The 20299-nt window shown below is 42.9% G+C and carries 19 protein-coding genes; 11 read left to right on the top strand and 8 right to left on the bottom strand.

What is annotated here, in order from left to right; genetic code table 11:
- Positions 1–682: 682 nt before the first annotated feature.
- The 6 genes from dapA (at position 683) to RH96_RS00860 (ending at position 5301) form a co-directional block, all read left to right on the top strand.
- Positions 683–1588, top strand: a complete 906-nt coding sequence (gene dapA / locus RH96_RS00885) for a 4-hydroxy-tetrahydrodipicolinate synthase (protein ID WP_010196115.1) — start codon at positions 683–685, stop codon at positions 1586–1588.
- Between the two features lie 147 nt (positions 1589–1735).
- Positions 1736–2056, top strand: a complete 321-nt coding sequence (locus RH96_RS00880) for a hypothetical protein (RefSeq protein WP_227500923.1) — start codon at positions 1736–1738, stop codon at positions 2054–2056.
- Between the two features lie 140 nt (positions 2057–2196).
- Complete coding sequence (gene purC / locus RH96_RS00875) at positions 2197–2910, top strand: phosphoribosylaminoimidazolesuccinocarboxamide synthase (protein ID WP_010196111.1); 714 nt, start codon at positions 2197–2199, stop codon at positions 2908–2910.
- Positions 2911–3307: 397 nt separating this feature from the next.
- Positions 3308–3862: a hypothetical protein gene (locus RH96_RS00870; protein ID WP_010196110.1), complete on the top strand. Its 555-nt coding sequence runs from the start codon at positions 3308–3310 to the stop codon at positions 3860–3862.
- A gap of 426 nt (positions 3863–4288) precedes the next feature.
- A complete protein-coding gene (locus RH96_RS00865; RefSeq protein WP_010196108.1) occupies positions 4289–4921 on the top strand; it encodes a DNA-3-methyladenine glycosylase in 633 nt (210 codons plus the stop codon).
- A gap of 68 nt (positions 4922–4989) precedes the next feature.
- Positions 4990–5301, top strand: coding sequence for an NIF3 1 (locus tag RH96_RS00860; protein WP_010196106.1), 312 nt, complete (start codon positions 4990–4992; stop codon positions 5299–5301).
- Positions 5302–5479: 178 nt separating this feature from the next.
- Here the strand turns inward: RH96_RS00860 and RH96_RS00855 are convergent, their stop codons facing one another.
- The 4 genes from RH96_RS00855 to RH96_RS00840 all read right to left on the bottom strand — a co-directional run bounded on the left by RH96_RS00855 (position 5480) and on the right by RH96_RS00840 (position 9716).
- A complete protein-coding gene (locus RH96_RS00855) occupies positions 5480–5842 on the bottom strand; it encodes a hypothetical protein (RefSeq protein ID WP_010196104.1) in 363 nt (120 codons plus the stop codon).
- A gap of 225 nt (positions 5843–6067) precedes the next feature.
- Positions 6068–6544, bottom strand: a complete 477-nt coding sequence (locus RH96_RS00850; protein ID WP_010196102.1) for a hypothetical protein — start codon at positions 6542–6544, stop codon at positions 6068–6070.
- A 1284-nt stretch (positions 6545–7828) separates the two neighbouring features.
- On the bottom strand, positions 7829–8032 hold the full coding sequence (locus RH96_RS00845) for a CsbD family protein (protein WP_010196100.1): 204 nt from the start codon (positions 8030–8032) through the stop codon (positions 7829–7831).
- A 454-nt stretch (positions 8033–8486) separates the two neighbouring features.
- A complete protein-coding gene (locus RH96_RS00840) occupies positions 8487–9716 on the bottom strand; it encodes an NADH:flavin oxidoreductase/NADH oxidase family protein (RefSeq protein ID WP_010196098.1) in 1230 nt (409 codons plus the stop codon).
- 178 nt (positions 9717–9894) lie between these two features.
- Between RH96_RS00840 and RH96_RS14465 the strand changes: the two genes are divergently transcribed.
- Together RH96_RS14465 and RH96_RS00830 are read left to right on the top strand one after the other, a co-directional pair.
- Positions 9895–10578, top strand: coding sequence for a TetR/AcrR family transcriptional regulator (locus RH96_RS14465; RefSeq protein WP_010196097.1), 684 nt, complete (start codon positions 9895–9897; stop codon positions 10576–10578).
- A gap of 216 nt (positions 10579–10794) precedes the next feature.
- Complete coding sequence (locus RH96_RS00830; protein ID WP_010196094.1) at positions 10795–12957, top strand: molybdopterin oxidoreductase family protein; 2163 nt, start codon at positions 10795–10797, stop codon at positions 12955–12957.
- A gap of 120 nt (positions 12958–13077) precedes the next feature.
- On the opposite strand, the gene RH96_RS00825 is transcribed toward RH96_RS00830, so the two are convergent.
- Together RH96_RS00825 and RH96_RS00820 are read right to left on the bottom strand one after the other, a co-directional pair.
- A complete protein-coding gene (locus tag RH96_RS00825; RefSeq protein WP_010196093.1) occupies positions 13078–14403 on the bottom strand; it encodes a D-amino acid dehydrogenase in 1326 nt (441 codons plus the stop codon).
- 91 nt (positions 14404–14494) lie between these two features.
- A complete protein-coding gene (locus tag RH96_RS00820; protein WP_010196091.1) occupies positions 14495–15247 on the bottom strand; it encodes a YgfZ/GcvT domain-containing protein in 753 nt (250 codons plus the stop codon).
- A gap of 299 nt (positions 15248–15546) precedes the next feature.
- On the opposite strand from RH96_RS00820, the gene RH96_RS00815 reads away from it, so the two are divergent.
- Entirely contained in the window at positions 15547–15900 is a 354-nt protein-coding gene (locus RH96_RS00815) for a zinc ribbon domain-containing protein YjdM (protein ID WP_010196089.1), read from the top strand.
- Between the two features lie 103 nt (positions 15901–16003).
- Positions 16004–17305 carry a glutamate-1-semialdehyde 2,1-aminomutase gene (gene hemL, locus RH96_RS00810; protein WP_010196088.1) on the top strand — a complete coding sequence of 434 codons (1302 nt, stop codon included), beginning with the start codon at positions 16004–16006 and terminating at the stop codon, positions 17303–17305.
- A 146-nt stretch (positions 17306–17451) separates the two neighbouring features.
- On the opposite strand, the gene RH96_RS00805 is transcribed toward hemL, so the two are convergent.
- Both RH96_RS00805 and RH96_RS00800 read right to left on the bottom strand, forming a co-directional pair.
- Positions 17452–17829, bottom strand: coding sequence for a TipAS antibiotic-recognition domain-containing protein (locus RH96_RS00805; protein WP_010196086.1), 378 nt, complete (start codon positions 17827–17829; stop codon positions 17452–17454).
- Between the two features lie 65 nt (positions 17830–17894).
- Entirely contained in the window at positions 17895–18305 is a 411-nt protein-coding gene (locus RH96_RS00800; protein ID WP_010196084.1) for a DUF962 domain-containing protein, read from the bottom strand.
- A gap of 390 nt (positions 18306–18695) precedes the next feature.
- Between RH96_RS00800 and ppx the strand changes: the two genes are divergently transcribed.
- Positions 18696–20222, top strand: a complete 1527-nt coding sequence (ppx, locus tag RH96_RS00795) for an exopolyphosphatase (protein ID WP_010196081.1) — start codon at positions 18696–18698, stop codon at positions 20220–20222.
- The last annotated feature ends 77 nt before the right edge of the window (positions 20223–20299 follow it).

Below are 20299 nucleotides of genomic sequence, written 5' to 3'. Positions count from 1 at the left end.
ATCCCAGTTTCATAATTACGCTAAACTAACTATTAGGGTCTGTTGAACATTCAAATGTGGAACTGGCAGTGGCTATTTTTTAGACAATACGCAGTGAAATTTTTGACGCCTAGTCGTTCTAGGGTAGACAATTTCGCCATGTATTGGCAAAAAATAGTCCTGCCCTGAAAGGCTGATGCTAAAATCACCACAAACGTTGTTGTAAACCTAGCTAAGGTCTCGACAGTATCGTCGGTTTACGCCTAGTTTGGGAAGATTTTAGCGATCAGCAGTCCTAATATTTGAATGTTCAACAGACCCTAAATAATAAAATCTATAATCAGTCACTCTTGCGCATTACCATCGCGTTAAACAGGGCTTAACATGGCACACGATATACCTAGGCTGAGCATTAATTGACTGATAGCGGTCAAATCAAAATATGCTACACTAGTAAGCGTTTTTATGGCTATTAATAAACAACATCGGCAATTGACAATAATAATGTTAGTGCGGGTAGACCTGCACATGATTTTATAGTGCAAATGTCATTATTGTAGGTATATAAACACCCAGTATGAACGTCAAGCAATACCTGTCATTGGCTTGTCTATTGACTTAAAAATGGATATGGGTAGTTGCAAATGATCGATCATGTGACAGCTTTAATAAAGCTAGGATAATACAACAGTAAGGCACGGTTATGAGCACAGCATACGACGAGATTAAAACCCGACTACAAGGTTCAATGGTAGCCTTGGTAACGCCCATGCACCCTGACGGCACGGTCGATTATAAACGTCTGGCCGATCTCATAGACTGGCAGATTGAGCAAGGCACCCACTGTCTCGTTGCCGTCGGTACCACCGGCGAATCAGCGACGTTATCGATGCAAGAACATAGCGATGTGATTCGTTACTTTGTGAAGCATGTCAAAGGCCGCGTGCCAGTGATAGCAGGTACAGGCGCCAATAATACGACTGAAGCCATCAAACTGACGCAAGATGCGGCGGATGCTGGTGCAGACTGTGCATTATTGGTTGCTCCTTACTATAATAAGCCGCCACAAGAAGGCTTGTATCAACATTATAAAGCCATTGCCCAAGCCGTAAACATCCCGCAGATGCTCTATAATGTACCGGGGCGTACCGTGGTCGATATCGCTCAAAATACGGTTGAACGTTTGGCTGATATCGATAATATCGTTGCGATTAAAGATGCGACGGGCTCAGTCGCTCGCGGTGAGCAATTGATTAAAGCGGTTGGCGATCGTATTGTCGTGCTATCTGGCGATGATGGCACGGCGCTTGATTTGATGCAAATGGGTGCCAAAGGCAACATTTCAGTAACGGCTAATGTCGCACCGAACGCCATGAGTGAGACCTTTTCGGCCGCACTACGTGGTGATTTTGATGCCGCGCACAAAGTACATGACGTGATTAAGCACTTGCATCGTGATTTATTTATTGAATCGAGCCCCATTCCAGCAAAATATGCGTTACATAAAATGGGTATGATAGATACGGGTATCCGCTTGCCATTGGTTTGGCTAGCAGAACAACATCATGCCACTATTGATAAAGCGTTGGTTCGCGCAAATTTACTATAGATGCGTGCGAATTTATTATAGAAGTGAAGCATTGTAAATGCTGAGCCAGTCGCTGATGACATTGGCTTAGCAAGAACTTATAAGGTTCTATCAAAATGACGAGCCAATCGTCTAAATGAGCAAAAATTGCTAACTCAGAGAGATAATATGATGAAAGTATCATCAACCCCTACAAGAACGTTTCCTGCTATGATGGTTTTGGTATTGGGTAGCACACTAGTATTAAGTGGCTGTCAAATGACCAAAGGCTTTCTTGGTAAGCGCGATAATGGCAGCTTAGAGTATCAAGAGAGTAAGAAGCTTGCACCACTAGAGCTACCAGTAGCTCAACAACCAGCAGCTTTTGTGCCGTTATACACAACCCCAAATGCAGGCGTAAACACGCTCACCTTACAGAACGAAGCAGGTAAGCAGTATCAACTGCCTAAGCCTCAACGCGCTGTCGCTGTGAGCGATACTTCAAACTAAATACCGTATTTCCCTACTTACACCGCTGACTTTTTACTGTGATTGTTCAGGACATGATGTTCTCATGAATGACGTCATATAGGATTCAGCGGTCGCTGCGCGTTTTTACCACATAAGCTTGAACGAACAGGAACTCCATAATGCAAAAGCAACAACTGCTGTATAAAGGTAAAGCCAAATCAGTCTATGAAACAGAAGACAACGACCTTCTGATTTTACACTTTCGTGATGATACCTCGGCGCTTGATGGTAAGCGTATCGAACAGTTGGCACGTAAGGGCGTGGTTAATAACCGCTTTAATGCTTTTATTATGCAAAAACTGGCTGCCGCTGGTATCGAAACTCATTTCGAAAGACAATTATCTGATGACGAAGTGCTGGTCAAGCGTTTGGATATGATTCCAGTTGAGTGCGTCGTACGTAACTTCGCTGCGGGCAGTTTGGTTCGTCGTTTAGGCTTAGAAGAAGGCCAAGCATTGACGCCGCCTACTTATGAGCTATTCTACAAAGATGACGCGCTTGGTGATCCAATGGTCAATGAGTCACTTTCTGTGTCTCTTGGTTGGGCTACCGAAGCACAATTAGCAAAAATGGAAGAGCTGACGCATCAAGTGAATGATGTATTAAAAGCACTGTTTGATGCAGGCGATTTAATACTGGTCGATTTCAAATTAGAATTTGGCGTATTCCATGACCGTATCGTTTTGGGTGATGAGTTTTCACCAGATGGTTGCCGTATTTGGGACAAAAATACCAAGAAGAAATTGGATAAAGACCGTTTCCGTCAATCATTAGGCGATGTTATCGAAGCTTACGAAGAAGTGGCTAACCGTATTGGTGTGCCACTGAGCTAAGTCGTAAATGTCTAGCGCAAAACAAAAAAACTGAGCCATGTGCTCAGTTTTTTTATGGCATTATACTAAATGATGGTTCCCTAGTGAGGACTTGAATCTTCGACTGTGGGCTAATGGTATCAACGTTTTAACTCGCTGAAATAGTCACAGTGTACTTCATGGTGTACTTACCATACATATTCTATTCGTGATCGGTGCGCTATACAGGCATCGAACTCCTAGTATTAGCTGTAACTTCAGTAGCTATGAAATCGGTAATATGGGTCATGCAGACCTATGTATTGGGGGTAGTACAATCCTAAACGATTAATCAAACAGGCTATCCAAAATGACGATTTAGATATTTGAGGAGTCAACATCAAAGAATTCATAGGTTATTGAAAATTGGGATTATAAAATGAATGAGTTTATCGACCAGTTTATGCCATACATTAGTAAAGATATTTGTTGGAACATAGATATAAATGCTATTGATGGACTTAAAAATGAAGAAATAGATGTTTATACGGAGAAATTAAACATAGAAGCCAAAGGAGATTTCAGGCTTTGGTTACAGACTTTTGGTAAATGCTCTGGAGGCCTTTTTATGGATGACTTTTTTGTATTCAATAAATACAATAATCGTTCTGATGAGACAACATTTTTAGTTCATATGAGTATCAACTTAGGGTGGCAACAAGAACTAGTTGATGAGGGTTTTATTACTCAAAAAGATCTTGATGGTAAACCTTACTTTTTTAGTCGATTGAATGAAACGTCTTATTATTTTATTTATACGACAGATCCAGAACTACAAGTTTGGCACTACTGTGATGGTGACAATACATTTGAATGTACCGGATTTAGTTTTATAGAGTACCTTAAAAATTATCTTAGTGGTATAAAATGCTCTAAAGGTATTTGGCTAAATAAATCTGATGTACTTAGAATGTCAACATCAGATTTGTTTTAGGTAATCAGCGTTTGAGCTGACTTGAACTTACTATATTTAGCCTATACCCCAACGAAACCAGAAAAACAGACCTATTAAGCAATTAATAGACCACTCAAAATAGACCGTTGTAATGGAACCACTCAAAACAGACTGCAAGATTTAATCACTTTTATCCCATTTAGATAGCTATCGGTTGAATTGAGGACACATCCTAATAATGCTCAGTGATAAAATCCTCTCTAGCCATCATTGTGGATGGCTATTAGACACCATGAATATTATCTCTTTAGGCACAAGTTTGTAGCTTAACTCGTATAAAAAATCAAACATAGCGCCAACATTGTCTTGAATATCTTATCTTACTTTTATGCTAATTTATTAATACTTGTTTATTAATATTTGGTCATGTCAATTAGATGATAAAAATAAGAAAAGGTTTCGCTAATGTCTACTGCTTCATCAACTGTTTTAGACCCTAGTTGGTTTACTCGACCAACCTGTGTGGTCGCCGCTGATTTGATTGGCAAAGTACTGTGTAGAAAGTTAACGGATACTGATGGCACAGTGAAAGTATTGCGCATGCGTATCTCAGAAACCGAAGCTTATATCGGTAAGGACGACCCTGCTTGTCATTCGCATGCGGGTAGCCGAACGGCTCGTACTGAAATTATGTATGCGCAAGGCGGCGTGTTTTATGTCTATTTGACTTACGGTGTGCATCATATGCTCAATCTGGTCAGCGGTGGAGAAGAGTCTCCTGAGTCGGTATTAATACGGGCTGGATTTTTGACCGACGATAGTGATCGTTTGATGGAAGAAGAGTTCCTGAGCACGAATAAGCAACTTACTCATCTAGCCCAGCTGGCAGGTCCTGGCAAATTAACGAAGCGCTTACAAATTGATCGCGTGTTAAATGGTAAATCTATCAGTGTCGAGTCGGCAGTTTGGCTCGAAGATGATGACTGCCAGCCACCAGTATCGCTGCGTCCTCGTATCGGCATTGATTATGCTGGCGATGCCAAAGATTGGCTATTGCGCTATATCTGGAGCGACCATCCTTCACTGTCAAAAAAATAAAACGATGGCTACTCTCTGATGGTAATAGAGCTGCTCTCTCATACTAATAGATAAAAAAAGGTGACACTATGTATAAACTGACTGTTTTTATTCCTGACTCGGCATTAGAGCCAGTTAAGTCTGTTTTATTTGCCGCAGGCGCTGGTACGATTGGCAATTACGAGCGCTGCTGCTGGCAAGTACAAGGGGTGGGGCAGTTTATGCCGCTGGCAGGCAGTGATCCGCATATTGGCGCGCAAGATAAGCTCGAAAAAGTTGATGAGTGGCGAGTAGAGATGGTGGTTGCCACAGCTAATATTGAGCAAGTTATTGAGGCATTAAAGCAGGCGCACCCTTATGAGACGCCTGCCTATGATGTCATCGAAGTGCTAGACTTTTGAGCTTTAGAGGTATAGTTGATACTAAATAAAATGGGTACATGACATGATGATGCGTGACTGGCACAAACTTTTCTTGCTTGCTGTGCCTACGCAGACAGAGGCTACGAAAAATTTATACCAGTCACGCTGTCTCTTTTTTATATTGACCTGAATATAGGTTATTAGCAGCGATTTAGTCTTATTTTATCTTAATTACTTGATAGCCTGGATAACCAAGTTCGATTTTATAATCTTTACTACCACGTGTGGCCTTTACCTTTATTTTGCTATCGCCTCTTTTATATTTGACGTCTTTGACACGGTAGCCCATATTACTGACTTTATTGGCGGCTCGTTGCTCGATAGCTGGTTGATAAAGCTCTTTATCAACGTTTTTGATAGCTTTTTTATGCTTCTTATAGACTTTATTGTCTTTATAAACGTCCTCGTAAAGGTCGCCGTACGCATTGTAGCCGGGGGCAGTGACGCAACCTGTCGTTATCATTAACGCTGTGACCATAGCGGTGGCAACGGTTGGCTTTAGTAGGGTTGTGATATTCATAATGTCCTCTTATCAAGTTCAAGTTTTTTGATAGTGTTATAAAAAATGGCCAAACAAACCAAGGGCTGGATTGTTTGACCTTAGACATCAATAGGTTAACGATGCCAAAATTTTACCTTAAGGCAATATGAGACTTAGCATTACCTTGTCGTAAGTTTCGAGATACCATGTGAAACTTACGACTGAAAACTATTTAAATATAGCACTTCACTGGCTCTCTCAGGATTACCAGTTCTTTTTATATTTGTGGTTCTTTTTGTACTTGCCTTTTCCTTTTTTCTTGTATTTACCGTGCTTATCATAATCATGCTTATCGTAGTCACGGTCGTTATCATACTTGTCATCGTAGCGCTTCTTAGACCAATCTTGTCTGTTTGAGCTGATAAGCTTTAGGCTAGGATAAGTATACTTGAGCTCATAGGTTTGATTGCTCTTTTTGGCATAGGCGGTGATCGCTCGATTGCCTCGATAATTATCGGATTTGATATCTATGACCTGATAGCCTTTACGACGTAAATCCTGACGCAGCTTCTGGCTCACACGGTTATAGCTAGCGTTGTTGTCATAGCCTCTATCACCGCGATAGACAGAGTTATTGTCATAGCCTGGTCCTACGACACAACCGACCATCGTACCTAGCAATGTGAGTGAAAAGCCAGCAGACCTCGCTGTTTTCAATGAGAATAGCTGTAAAATCTTCATGATAAAATCTCCTACGATATTTTTTTGATCGATAATTATGTGATTGCTTTTCACCTCTAACAGCGTAATGCAGTTGATCTATAGTTGACTTAGTAGCACCGATAAAGAAGGGCTTGATGCCTTCTTATATTAGCTGTCTTATTTGTTTGCTCTAATAAATAACTGGAAAATATTGTATTTTGAAATATTTTCTTACATTATCTATGATAAGGCACAAAACTTGATGTTAAGTGTCATTTGCGTTATTAAGTTGTAATTCCACGTTTAAGGATATGTCGCTCAAACCATCATTCATAAACAATCACTTAAACAACAATACGGCACATACCTGAGTACTAGGGCGTATCCCCAATTCAATTGATTCTACCTAAACGGGCTAAAAATGGCTAAATTTTGCCAAGCATCGTTAAGCAGCTGGTTAATATCCCGATATTATCTGCGCTACTTTCCTCGTTTGACTACAATTTATCTCATTTTTATCACCATTTTTCAAATGAGGACACGCCCTAGCAATAAAAAAACCATAGATGCTATTTAAGCTTATTTTTTATCCATAATTTGCAGGTATAACGGTGCTTGTATGTGGGCTACTGACCAACATTTCTGACCACCATGTCAAAGACAGCCCTGTTGAATATGAGTTTATTTATTCCTCTATGTCATGTGGGGTAGGTATTGTTTTCTCCGCGTTGGCGTTCGTTATATTGCCAAAGGGTAGGGAAGTGTTTTGGGAGAAATGCTGATTTGAGAGTATTAACGACATTAGAGTAAATTGGGCTTGTAAGCATATGCTTACAAGCAATGACGTTTACGCGACTTAACATCAGGGTGAGAATTAGGCATTATACATACACGGCATCAGGGAATGTAACTCAAGGATTGAGTTGACCGCATTAAGGATAATGATTCGTTTACTGGCATCAGGATGATAACGGTAAATGAAGAAAGGATACATAACCTTTGCTGATAGCAGTTAATGCTAGTAACCGTAGTAAATAGGGTAGGATGCCCGGTATCGCAATATGCTGAACGTTATGCAAGGATGCATAGATTACAGTCGTGATAGGTAACATGGATGGTTAACAATAAAACCGCATAACAATCAATTGCTATGCGGTTTTATCGTGTCTATAGGTTAAGAAATTTTTATTCAACCTGTTCTAAGTACGTCATTGAGTACTGTATAAAGCGTTAAATAGCTGCTAATAAAAAACCGCATGAGAATCATGCGGTTTTTTGACTTATCAAATCATCAATAATGTCATTGGTGACTTAGCTGATAGCTTAATATTTGTTTTCACGACGCCAATCATCTACTTCACGCTCAGCATCATCCTTACTATGGCCATAACGTTCTTGGACTTTACCAACCAATTTATCACGGCTGCCTTCAACGTGTAATAAATCGTCATCAGTAAGGTCAGCCCATTTTTGCTTGGCTGAGCCTTTAACTTGGTTCCATTCACCTTTCAGGGTATGTTCGTTCATTATTATATTCCTTTTTTTGATTATTAATTAATCCAGATATTTATCTCGTTTGGTTTTACTTAATGCTAAGTTCAGTAGCTATTTTTATTTAGTTACCGTTTATTTGATATCTATAAAAATAAGCTAACTGATGCCCCTAATATAGACTTTGAAAATTACGCTGTCTGTATAGGCAATGTTTAGAGTGTTACTTCATGATAGCAATCTGCATGAGTATGTTATGGAGACCATATTTGTGTAATAAATAAGGGGTGTTGTCAGCGAAATACGTAAATAACCTAAGAGGTTTTCTAACAATCTACCAATACCATCAGGCTTTATCAACGGCTCAGACTTTGTCTTCGTCTGTATTCAGCTCGGAATAAAATGAAGACATGCCCTAGAATAATTTTAGCAATAAGCAATGCTTATTTATAAAGGTGCAACACGCTTCTCATAAAGGTGCAAACATAAACTACTTAGCCAAATAGTCTTGATAACGCTTGGTCAGTTTCTTTACTCGGAGACGATCACGAATCAATGAAAATAGGGGTGAAGCATTGGGTTTTGGTGGCTTTCCTGCACCCATGCGTTGCAGTTGGCGCTTAATGACAGCCATAGTCGCAATCGCACTCAAGGTTTTGTCTTTCCACTGAACCACTGGATCGTGGGCACTGAGCTGATCGTTTTCTTTCCAGTCATTAGGCAAAGCGGGGTTCATCGCTAAGGCTGTGCCCATCCCGACAATATCAATGCCTTGGGCTAGGACGTTTTCTGCTACCGCCAAACGCCTGACACCGCCTGTGGTCATAATAGGCATGGTGGCCACTTGCGCAATCTCTTTTGCAAAGTCTAAAAAGTAAGCTTCTCGCTGCAAGGTTCGACCGTCTGCCGTTGTGCCTTGCATCGCTGGGCTTTCGTAACTGCCACCAGATAACTCCACCAAATCAACGGCAAGCCCATTCATTGCTAGGATAACGGTCTTTGCATCATTAGCATCAAAACCTCCACGCTGAAAATCGGCTGAATTCATTTTTACGGCGACGGCAAAGCGAGGCGAAACTTGTGCGCGAACAGCTTTAATAACAGTGATTAATAAGCGCATACGATTTTCAATCGAACCGCCAAATTCATCGTCACGTTTATTGGTTAATGGCGACAAAAACTGAGAAATAAGGTAACCGTGAGCGGCATGAATTTGCACGCCGTCAAAACCAGCTTGTTCTGCTTTTAAAGCAGTATCGACAAAACGTTGAATCAGCTGCTCGATATCTTGATGGGTCATGCCGCGGGGTTTGCCAAACAGATGAGAGTGCTTTCCTAAATCAAGGGAAACGTCAGAAGGTGACAACACATCACCTCCCATAGCCGCATACACTTGGCGACCAGGATGGTTAATTTGCATCCAAACTTGGGTGTCATTCTTTTTGGCCACTTTAGCCCACGCTTCAAAAGGAGCTATATCACTGTCTTTTTCTAATACGATACCGCCCGGACCGGTCATCGCGCGACCATCGACCATCACATTACCGGTAATTAATAAGCCAGTACCACCCTCAGCCCAGCGTTGGTATAGGCGCAAAATAGTAGAGCCGGGGACTTGTCCTTCATCTGCCATATTCTCTTCCATAGCAGCTTTGGCAAGGCGATTTGAGAGACTGGTGCCACAAGGTAATAAAAAAGGAGAAAAAACTGCTGATGTCATGATGGCAACCTAAAAGTATTGTTTCGTGAAAAATAAGTTTGACGATGAATTTGACTATAGACTTATAGTTTAAATGACTATAATCTTATAGTCGATATAGTAATTATTCCCATAAGTCATTTTAAAACATCAATCGAGGTCGATATTGAAGGTAAATGCTAGAACAGACTTCATCCGCATGGCTGCCAGTCCAGCAACCGAATCAAAGCGTGAGCTGGCAAAAGCCAAAACGCGTCGCGCGCTATTAAAGAGTGCCTTACAGCTTTATAGCGTAGAGGGCACTTGTGGCATGAGCATGAATAAAGTTGCCAAGGGTGCAGGCATTGCTCAGCCTAGCTTTTACAATCATTTTGATAGCCTTGATGCCTTGCAACATGAATTAAGCGAACAGCTCAAAGACAACTATCTATCCCCCATGCGTATGGCTTGGGTAACGATGATAAAAGATTATGATTTTTTGAGTAAAGAGCAATTTAACCAGCGTTGCCAGTCCTGTTTGACCCTGATTTTTGATGCGGCATTTCAGAATATTGCCTTGTTTCAACATCTAGTCGAAGACCGGCCGCGCTTTGGTTCAAAGACAATAAATGCCGTGGATAAGGGTTCGGAGCATAAACAGTTAGGCAATCTTATTACAGAAATACAAGAAGAGTGGACGGAGATATTCATTCAGGGACTACAGTTATCTGGTCGTTCTATTGAACGCACTCACGTGAATCTCTGTGTCGATATTGCGAGCGCACAAGTCCATGAATTAATCTTAGGCTGTCATCAAGAGCGTTATTCAAGACAACAAGCGATTACCATTTTAAGTGCAAATTTTGCTGCATTGTTTGGCAATTTTTTTGCACGAACGCAATAATAAAGAAAGTAACTTGTAGTTGGTTCAAAATAAAAGGGGCACGTTAAACATAGTGTTCTGCTGGTATAAATACTCCTTGACTGCTGCGTGCTTTGCACTCCAGAGACTTCGAAAAATTTATCCCAACAGCACTGTATTCTTTTTAGATTGAATCGACTGTATAAAACGAAAGTAGAACGGAAACTAGAGTCAATAAAAAACACAGGGAGCATGACTATGGCTAAAGAAATGGTAGCTGACGAACAAACACATTTTAGAACCTGCACATTGTGCGAGGCGATGTGCGGTGTTGAGATAAAGCATGATGGCGAAAAAGTATTATCGATTAAAGGCGATAAAAACGATCCATTTTCGCAAGGTTATATTTGCCCAAAAGCCACGGCCTTACAAGATTTGCATGAAGATCCTGATCGCTTGCGCCAGCCTGTTGAAAGAACCGCTGACGGTTGGAAAACGCTCAGTTGGCCAGAAGCATTGGATAAAGTAGCGGCAGGTATTCAATCAGTACAGCAAAAATACGGTCAAAACGCCTTTGGGGTGTATCTGGGAAATCCGAATGTGCACAACATGGGTGGCATGCTAACGGTCAAGCAACTATTGACCAGCCTAAAAACACGCAGTCGCTTTTCTGCCACTTCAATTGATCAGCTACCGCATCATATCGTCAGCATGCATCTATTTGGTCACATGCTGCGTATCCCTGTGCCCGATGTGAATCGCACACAATATATGTTGATTATTGGTGGTAATCCGCTGGCCTCTAATGGCAGTATCATGACTGCGCCGAACATGCGCCAAAAGTTAAAAGATATAAAAGCTCGCGCGGGTAAAGTGGTTGTGATTGACCCAAGACGCACAGAAACTGCAGAGATCGCCAGCGAGCATCATTTTATTCGTCCCGCAACTGATGTTTTATTGTTGCTGGCCATGCTGAATGAAATCTATGCGCAAGGCTATGCCAAGGTAGACAGTAGAGCGGCGGCTTTAGCCCCAGAGATTGATCGTATCGCCTCGTTTGCCAAAGACTATACGGCTGAGTCGGTAGCCAGCATCACTGGTATTACCGCAATTGAAATTAAACGTTTAGTGAAAGAGTTTTGTGAGGCTGAAAGCTCGGTGTGCTATGGTCGCATGGGTATATCGGTGCAAGAGTTCGGTTTGTTAAGCCAGTATCTGTCGATGGTCATTAATATCGTCACAGGTCGCTTAGATGAAGTGGGCGGATTGATGTTCCCTAATCCCGCGGTCGATGTTGTCAATAGCTCAGGCCCAGGATATTTAGGCAAACGCCACAGCCGAGTAAGCAATCTGCCTGACTTCAATGGCGAGTATCCAGTGGTTGCGATGGCGGATGAGATGTTGGTAGCAGGCGAAGGTCAGTTAAAGGGATTTATGAGTGTCGCCGGCAATCCTGTCCTCAGCACCCCAAATGGTGAAAAATTAGACGAAGCCTTGTCAGGGTTGGAGTTTATGGTGTCGCTCGATTATTTTGTGACCGAAACCAGCCGTCATGCCAATATTATTTTACCGCCGGTATCGCCACTAGAACGTGACCATTATGACGTGACCTTTAATGGTTTTGCCGTGCACAATGTCGCCAAGTACTCGCCTGCCTTGTTTGATCGAAAAGACAATGAAAAGCATGATTGGGAGATTTATTTAGAATTGGCTGATCGTTTGGATAAAGATGCCCCAGAAGCAATACAAAAAGAACGTGCAGCGACAAAAGCGTTTGGGCCAAAGTTTTTACTCGAGCAGGGTCTCAAGTATGGGCCTTATAAAGAGGTTACCTTGGATATGCTGATAGACAATCCGCATGGTATCGATTTAGGGCCACTGCACAGCATGTTGCCAGATGCTATCAAGCATGCAGACAAGCAGATTCATCTCAATGTTGATTTTTATCAAGCAGATTTAGACCGTGTAAAAGAGATGATGCAGCAATATGATGACAGTCACATTTTGCTCATTGGCCGCCGTCATGTGCGTAGCAACAACTCTTGGCTGCATAATAGCCATCGATTGGTAAAAGGAAAATCACGTTGTACGTTAATGTTACACCCTGAAACTGCTGAGCAGCAAGGCATTAAAGATGGTCAAGATGTCAGAGTGACGTCTCGGGTGGGCAGCGTTATCATTGCCGCAGAAGTGACTGATGAGCTCATGCCAGGCGTTGTCAGTATTCCACATGGCTTCGGTCATGGACGTAAAGGGGTTAAGCAGAAGATTGCCCAAGCGCATGCAGGCGTCAGTGTGAATGATTTAACGGACGATACTTTGATTGATCAATTGAGTGGCAACGCAGCAGTAAATGGTGTGCCAGTACAATTAGAAGCGCTTGAATCAGCAACAGATGACGCATTGGCTACGGCATCATAAATCTTGATGGGCAGCACAGTAGTATAAGATTTTTCCTAAATTTAAAATAAAAAGAAGGCGCTTACTATAGGTAAGCGCCTTCTTTCTTTTGCATAATATTGTAATACATCGTTTATCCGATTAAGCGCTCATACCGACAAAGTCAAAATCCACGTTAGGGGTTTCACCTTGGATTAATAAGCTAATCGCTTTTGCAGAGCCGCAAGCATGCGTCCAGCCTAATGTGCCATGACCCGTGTTGAGCCATAAATTATCAAAGGTAGCACCATCGTTGCGGCTACCGTGTTTCACTTGACCACAATGTGCCCGTCCAATGAGTGGGACATTTGATGGTGTCATAGGCCGCAGTCCCGTCCAGTATTGAACGGAATTTGCAATAATTCCTTTTGGGAACAACTGCTGTACGCGACGAGTAATGGCTTCACAGCGCGTGGCATTTAAGTCTAAATTATAGCCATTAAACTCCGCTGTTCCAGCGACCCGTAGCTTATCACCTAGTCGAGAGGTAACCAGTTTAAACTCATCATCAATCAGACTAACAAAAGGGGCTAAATGCGGTGCACGAGGGTTGATTTGATAAGTGGCTGAATATCCTTTGGCGGGAAAAATAGGTGCATGAATGTTCAGCGGTTTTAATAGGGAGACACTATAGCTGCCAAGCGCCAACACATAACTATCAGCACTAAAAGTCTGCGCGTTTTCACCTTTTGGGCGAATGGTAATACTATGCACATGCGGACGGGTAGAATTTGCATCAGTATTAAGTGCCAAAATCTCGGTATCATATAAAAACTGTACGCCAGCATCTATGCAGCGCTGTGCTAACCGTTGAGTAAATAGATGGGCATTGCCAGACTCATCACGGCTGGTATAGGTTGCGCCAGTGAGCTTATGCGCGATTGGGTAAAGCGCTGGTTCCAAGCTGACAGCGTTATTAATATCAATCACATGGCGTTCACAGCCAAGCGCTTGCATACGCTCAGTGGGTTCGATAGCCGCATCAAACTCTGCCTGATTGGTATAAAAGTGCATGATACCGCGTGTTTGCTGCTCATAATCGATACCGATATCTGCTCGTAGCTGCTGTAAGATATTTCTTGAATACAGACCCAAGCGAACCATCTGTACCAGATTGGCATCGGCTCTATCGGCGCGGCACTCTTGCAGAAACTGCATGGCCCATTTGAGCTGAGCTTTATCCGCACGCAAGCGATAGAGTAGTGGAGCGTCTTCTTTAAACAGCCACTTGAGCGCTTTCATCGGGGTCGCAGGATTGGCCCAAGGCGTGGCATGTGAGACAGAGATTTGGCCGCCATTGGCAAATGACGTCTGCATACCTGCCGCCGGTTCGCGCTCAATCACGGTCACATCATAGCCTGCCTGACGTAGATACCATGCGGTGGTCACGCCCACCACGCCTGCTCCGAGTACCGCAATATGTGTCATAGGATTCTCTATGCTCATGTTAATAATGACGGTCGCGCTGTATTAAACGACCATCACCTTCGCTGCGTCGCTTGCCTGATTCGATGTGCTTTTATTTCGGACGCGCAACATCTACTTGTAGTGCAGCTGGCAAGTCCAATATGCTCAGTTCACTCTCTGCCAACTGTTCAGGGCGTGCCACGACCAAAGCGGTAAAGCCATCATCATTTTTCATGGCATTGACCACTTGGATTTTATCGAGTTTGTCACCTGCAGTTGGTGCTTCACTGGTGCCTTGTACATAGTGCAAAAATGCTTTGGGTGCAGATTTAAAGTAGATGCGAGCAATCACTTCTTGACCCAAATAGCAGCCTTTATCATAGTCCATACCACCGCGCTGATGTAGACGTAGCTCTTGCGGTTGGAACTCGCCTTGAGTCGCAGCGACGATCCAATAGTTGCCAGTAGCTATACTGCACGCCATCCATGCCTGCGTATCCTCGTCGGTATTGTGATCGTCTTTGTGGCTAAAAGTTGGCTCATCTGCTAGTACACAAGGGTAAATCACTGCTGGTGCACTGGTATCGAACTTTGAAAACGCCCCGTACTTATTAAGGTGTGCTTGTAAAGACTCAGCGCAATCGGCACTGATGACCACATCATAGTGTTTTTCTGCCTGCTTCTTGATCCAAATACCAAATTCAATACGACCTTTTAAGTTGCCGATAGCCGCTGCCTGATAGCTAAGCCCGAGTTTGGTGACGTCACAAGTCAGTTGCCCTTGTAAGAACTTTTCGGCGTCCTCGCCTTGAATCGTCAATTGCGAAAACTGCGGTACGGCTGATGGATTTGAAGACTGAGTCATTGTTATTATCCTTCTGATGAGAGCTTATTTATTAATAATATAGAGGGTAAATCGAAGTGATAAAAAACTATCTGATCGCTTTTGTCACTGACAGTATATGTGCATATAAATCTAAATGAGGCTAAGAAGAGTACCACAAAAACCCCTGTCATAAGAAACGTCATCACTAAGCGATGGGTTAAGCGTTAAATTGGACATAGCGTCCCATTTTCAACCGTACAAATTGGTTAAAGATGGCGAGTTACGTTACAATATTAGCTCTACAATTAACCTAATGTACGATGGCTGCCGAGGATATAATGAGCTTACCCAATTGCCCAAAATGTGATGCTGAATATACGTACGAAGATGGTGCGTTACTGGTATGTCCTATGTGTGCTCATGAATGGACGGCAGCTGAAACTGATGCAGCGCAAGCTGAAGACCAAGGTGCCGTCATTCGTGATGCTGTTGGCAATGAGCTACAAGATGGCGATGCTGTGACCGTCATCAAAGACTTAAAGGTCAAAGGTTCTTCACTTGTGATCAAAGTAGGGACTAAAGCGAAAAGTATTCGTCTGTTGCCAGATGCGACCGATGGCCATGATATCGACTGTAAGCTCGACGGCTATGGCCCCATGAAGCTTAAATCTTCCGTTGTTAAAAAAGCTTAAGCTGCTACGCTTAATTCAAAGAATAATACTAAAATCTGATAAAAGTTAATCAGAAAGTTGACTTTTAATAAAATAATACAGAACCAATAAACAGAGAATAACTATGAGTACTAAAAACGAACAGCTCTTTGCGCAAGCGCGCAAACATATCCCAGGTGGTGTCAATTCACCGGTTCGCGCCTTTGCAGGGGTCGGTGGTACACCAATCTTTATGCACCGTGCTAATGGCAGCAAGATTTATGACACTGAAGACAATGCTTATATCGATTATGTCGGCTCGTGGGGCCCAATGATTTTGGGTCATGCGCATCCAAAAGTCATCGATGCCGTTAAAAAGGCCGCCGATGATGGTTTGAGCTTTGGTACACCAACGCCGTTCGAGACGACAGTTGCAGATAAAATTTGTGATATCGTACCGAGCGTTGAGATGATTCGCATGACCAGCTCTGGTACAGAAGCGACCATGAGTGCGATTCGTCTAGCACGTGGTTATACGCAGCGTGACAAAATCGTTAAATTTGAAGGCTGCTACCATGGGCATTCAGATAGCCTGCTCGTAAAAGCAGGTTCGGGCATGCTTGATATTGGTGAGCCAACCTCAAAAGGTGTACCTGCTGATTTTGCCAAGCACACGATTACGATTCCTTATAATGATCCGCAAGCGATCAAAGACTGTTTTGAGAAATGGGGCGAAGAGATTGCCTGCGTTATCTTAGAGCCGATCGCTGGTAACATGAATATGATCATTCCGACTCAAGAATTCCATGACACCTTGCGCGCAGAGTGTACTGCCAATGGTGCGGTATTGGTATTTGATGAAGTGATGACTGGGTTTCGCGTAGGACTTGGCGGTGCACAAGCGCATTTCGGTATTGATCCTGATCTGACTTGCTTTGGCAAAATCATTGGCGCAGGCCTGCCAGTTGGTGCGTTCGGCGGTAAGAAAGACATCATGTCTTGCATTGCACCACTTGGCGGTGTTTATCAAGCTGGTACGTTATCAGGAAATCCACTCGCGATGCGTGCTGGTATTGCAATGTTTGAAGATTTAACAGCAGACGGTTTTTATGATGAGTTAGCAGCGAAAGTTGATCGTCTAGTAGACGGTTTTCAAGCAGCAGCTGACAAGCATGGCATTAACCTTCGTACCAATAAATTGGGTGGCATGTTTGGTATGTTCTTCGTCAGAGACAATGCGACCACTGTGCCTCAGAACTTTGATGACGTGACAGAGTGCGACATGACCGTGTTCAATACTTTCTTCCACGGTATGCTAGATCGTGGTATCTACCTTGCACCGTCGGCTTATGAAGCAGGATTTATGTCTATCAAGCATAGCGATGAAGATATTGATGCGTCGATCAAAGCGGCTGATGAGATATTTGCCGAAATGGCAAAGGCATAGTTTAGTAAGTTATAGCCTATCATGTGTCACAAAAAAACCAGCGAGCATGCTGGTTTTTTTTGGATAAAAATTTAATCGTTTTAAGCGGCATAATCTAAATGATGACACGTCTTAAATCACGACATACCCAGTTTGGTTGTATTGTTTTATAAATTATGACCAGCATAATGAACAATGGCATCGCCCAAATAATCAACCAGTTCGGGGTGATAAGAATTATGAAATTTTTGCATATCTGCATTTTCTTTATAAAATATTCCCATCCCTATATAGGCCTCTTTGGACGGAGTATAAAACCTACAAGCTATATCAAAGTGCTCTTGCATTAGCCGCTGAACATCAACGTGATCGACAGCAGTTTCGTCGGCATATACTGCCAGTTTTTTGTAGAGAATATCCCAGTCTTGATGGACGAGCTCTCTATTGACGTGTGCCCAATTATCAGTCGTTGACAAACTGTGAGTTTGCTCTACATCAAGAGCCTTTTTACACTCAGCCACATACGCTTTAGTTAATGTATTCATTTATAGGTATTCCGTTCATTTAGAGTCATAAGTGTCAGACTTGGCGAATAGTACAAACATCTTGTTTATGCTCGATCAAATTTGCGATCTCTCAGGCTCAAATTGCCGCGTAGCACATCGCTATACATACGAAAATCACTGGTGAAGCTCTTTAACGGAAATTTAAAAGAGGCAGGTTTGTTTTTTTCAAAAAAGAAATGACCAACCCAAGCACAAGCGTAGCCTGCCACGATACCCTTTAGCAAGGGCTTTGGCGAACGGGTCTTGATAGATTTTGCCAAGCCCAATAAGCCAAAACTGCTGCCTGCGAAATGCAGTCGTCGGCACGCCATATTTTGATGTTCTTCTAAATAGAAATCGTAAAACTTCTGCTCAGTGGGCGTGGCAGCTTTTATTATGTCATGGTTCACTTGGCTGTTTGTCTGAATATTTTCTGTTTGATTGCCATGCAGTGCTTGATTGGTGGTTTGATTCATTGTCGTCGCTTCCTTGCGGGTTATTTATTGATCATCCGTCCGTGACGCTTTTTGTTACCAAAGCCGAACGGTTTTACTATGCGATGAGCACGGATTGGTTTAATAGAAAATTAGAATGGATAAGTAAGTGCTTGTTCTTTATTATAATATTTATGGTTTTTAATGTAGCAAATCACCTTGATTAACACAAGCGCCAAATGTGCTCTACTTGTCTGTGCTGGTGTGGGGCTTTAGCCAAGTGTGCGTCTTACTTGCCAGTGTTTGGCATAAATGCTTTAATGGCGAAACTCGCTGTGATTCGTTCAGTGATATAAGCTATTCATAGAGCAATTTTCTTATATTTCAGCAAATATCCTATCTTTTTTATCTAACACGGTAACGATATCTCCTATGCCTAATGACTATCTAGCAAACCCACCAATCGCCGAAGATGAAATGATGGCAGCCATTGATATTGGTTCGAACAGCTTTCATTTGGCCATTGCGCGTCTCGATCATGGTGAGGTACGAAAAGTGGTTTCCATGTCTGAAAAGGTGCAGTTGGCGGCAGGATTGGATAAAAATAATATCTTGGAAGCGGCAGCTGAGCAGCGCGGCCTTGAGTGCTTAAGTCGGTTTGTGGCTCGCCTCGATTCGGTGCCTGCCGAGCGCATCCGTGTGGTGGCGACCAATGCCTTGCGCCAAGCTAAGAATGCGAATGACTTTATTACCCGTGCCAATAAAATCTTACCCAAGCCGATTGAAATCATCGCTGGACGAGAAGAGGCACGTTTGATTTATTTGGGCGTGTCACACACCAATGCCAGTAGTGATAAGCGTTTGGTCGTCGATATCGGCGGTGGTTCGACCGAGTTCATCATTGGTCAAGAGTTCGACCCCCTATTGACCGAAAGCTTACAAATGGGCTGCGTTGCCTTTACCAAAAGATATTTTGATGACGGGCAGATTACCAAAGAAGCGTTTAACAATGCCATATCAGGCGCACGCAAAGAAGTATTGGCGATTAACGGGCGCTATCAAAAGACGGGCTGGAGCAGCGTGATTGGCTCTAGTGGCACAATTAAAGCAGTGCGTAACGTCCTCGTCTCTAAAGGCTGGGCGGATGAGCAAGAACGCATTACTTATAAAGGCGTCAAAAAGCTAGAAAAATTATTGATTAAGATTGGCAATGTCAATGATATTGAGCTTGAAGGGGTTAAGGAGCATCGCAAGGCCGTCTTCCCCGCAGGCGTGGCAGTGCTACGCGCAGTCATGAAAGTGTTGGGCATTGAGACCATGACCTATTCTGATGGCGCGTTACGCGAAGGCGTCATGTATGACATGCTCGGGCGCTTTGCCAGTGAAGATGTGCGTGACCGTAGTGTGCTCGCGCTGATTAAACGCTATTCAGGGGATAAAAAACAAGCCAAGCAAGTGGTAAAAACCAGTCGTAATCTGTTTGAGCAAGTGAAGGCGAAGCTGTCACTCAGTAGCGACGATTGCGATTTGCTCAGGCGAGCGGCGTTTTTACATGAGATAGGATTGGCGATTAGCCATAGCAGCTACCACAAACACAGCGCTTACTTGCTTGAACACTCTGATATTCCAGGGTTTTCACAAGTAGATCAAAAGCGTATGGCACAGCTGATGCTCAATCATCGTCGCAAGCTCAAGTCGGATATGTTAGAGCAGACTTGTACTATTGGCGGTGATTCGCTGGTTTATCTATGCTTATTGTTACGGTTAGCAGTACTCGCGCATCACAGTCGTAGCGATAACGAATTACCAACGCTGCAGCTTCAAGTCATTGATATCAACTGCTGGCAAATCATAGTGACCGATAACAATGAGCATTATGCGTTCTTATTATCAGATTTGCATAATGAGGTCGAGCAGTTTGCCAAGTGGGGCGTGACGTTAAGCGTGGTCGAGGCATAAGTGCTGAGCGCTAGCATTGAGTCGTTACTATTGTGATGAGTAAGCTACAGATTAACGTAACAAAAGCGGCTTTGTGG

Source organism: Psychrobacter sp. PAMC 21119 (assembly GCF_000247495.1).
In the GTDB taxonomy this organism is placed as follows: Bacteria; Pseudomonadota; Gammaproteobacteria; order Pseudomonadales; family Moraxellaceae; genus Psychrobacter; species Psychrobacter glaciei.
Note: the sequence above shows the minus strand (reverse complement) of the source record. Positions and strands in the feature narration are given on the sequence as shown.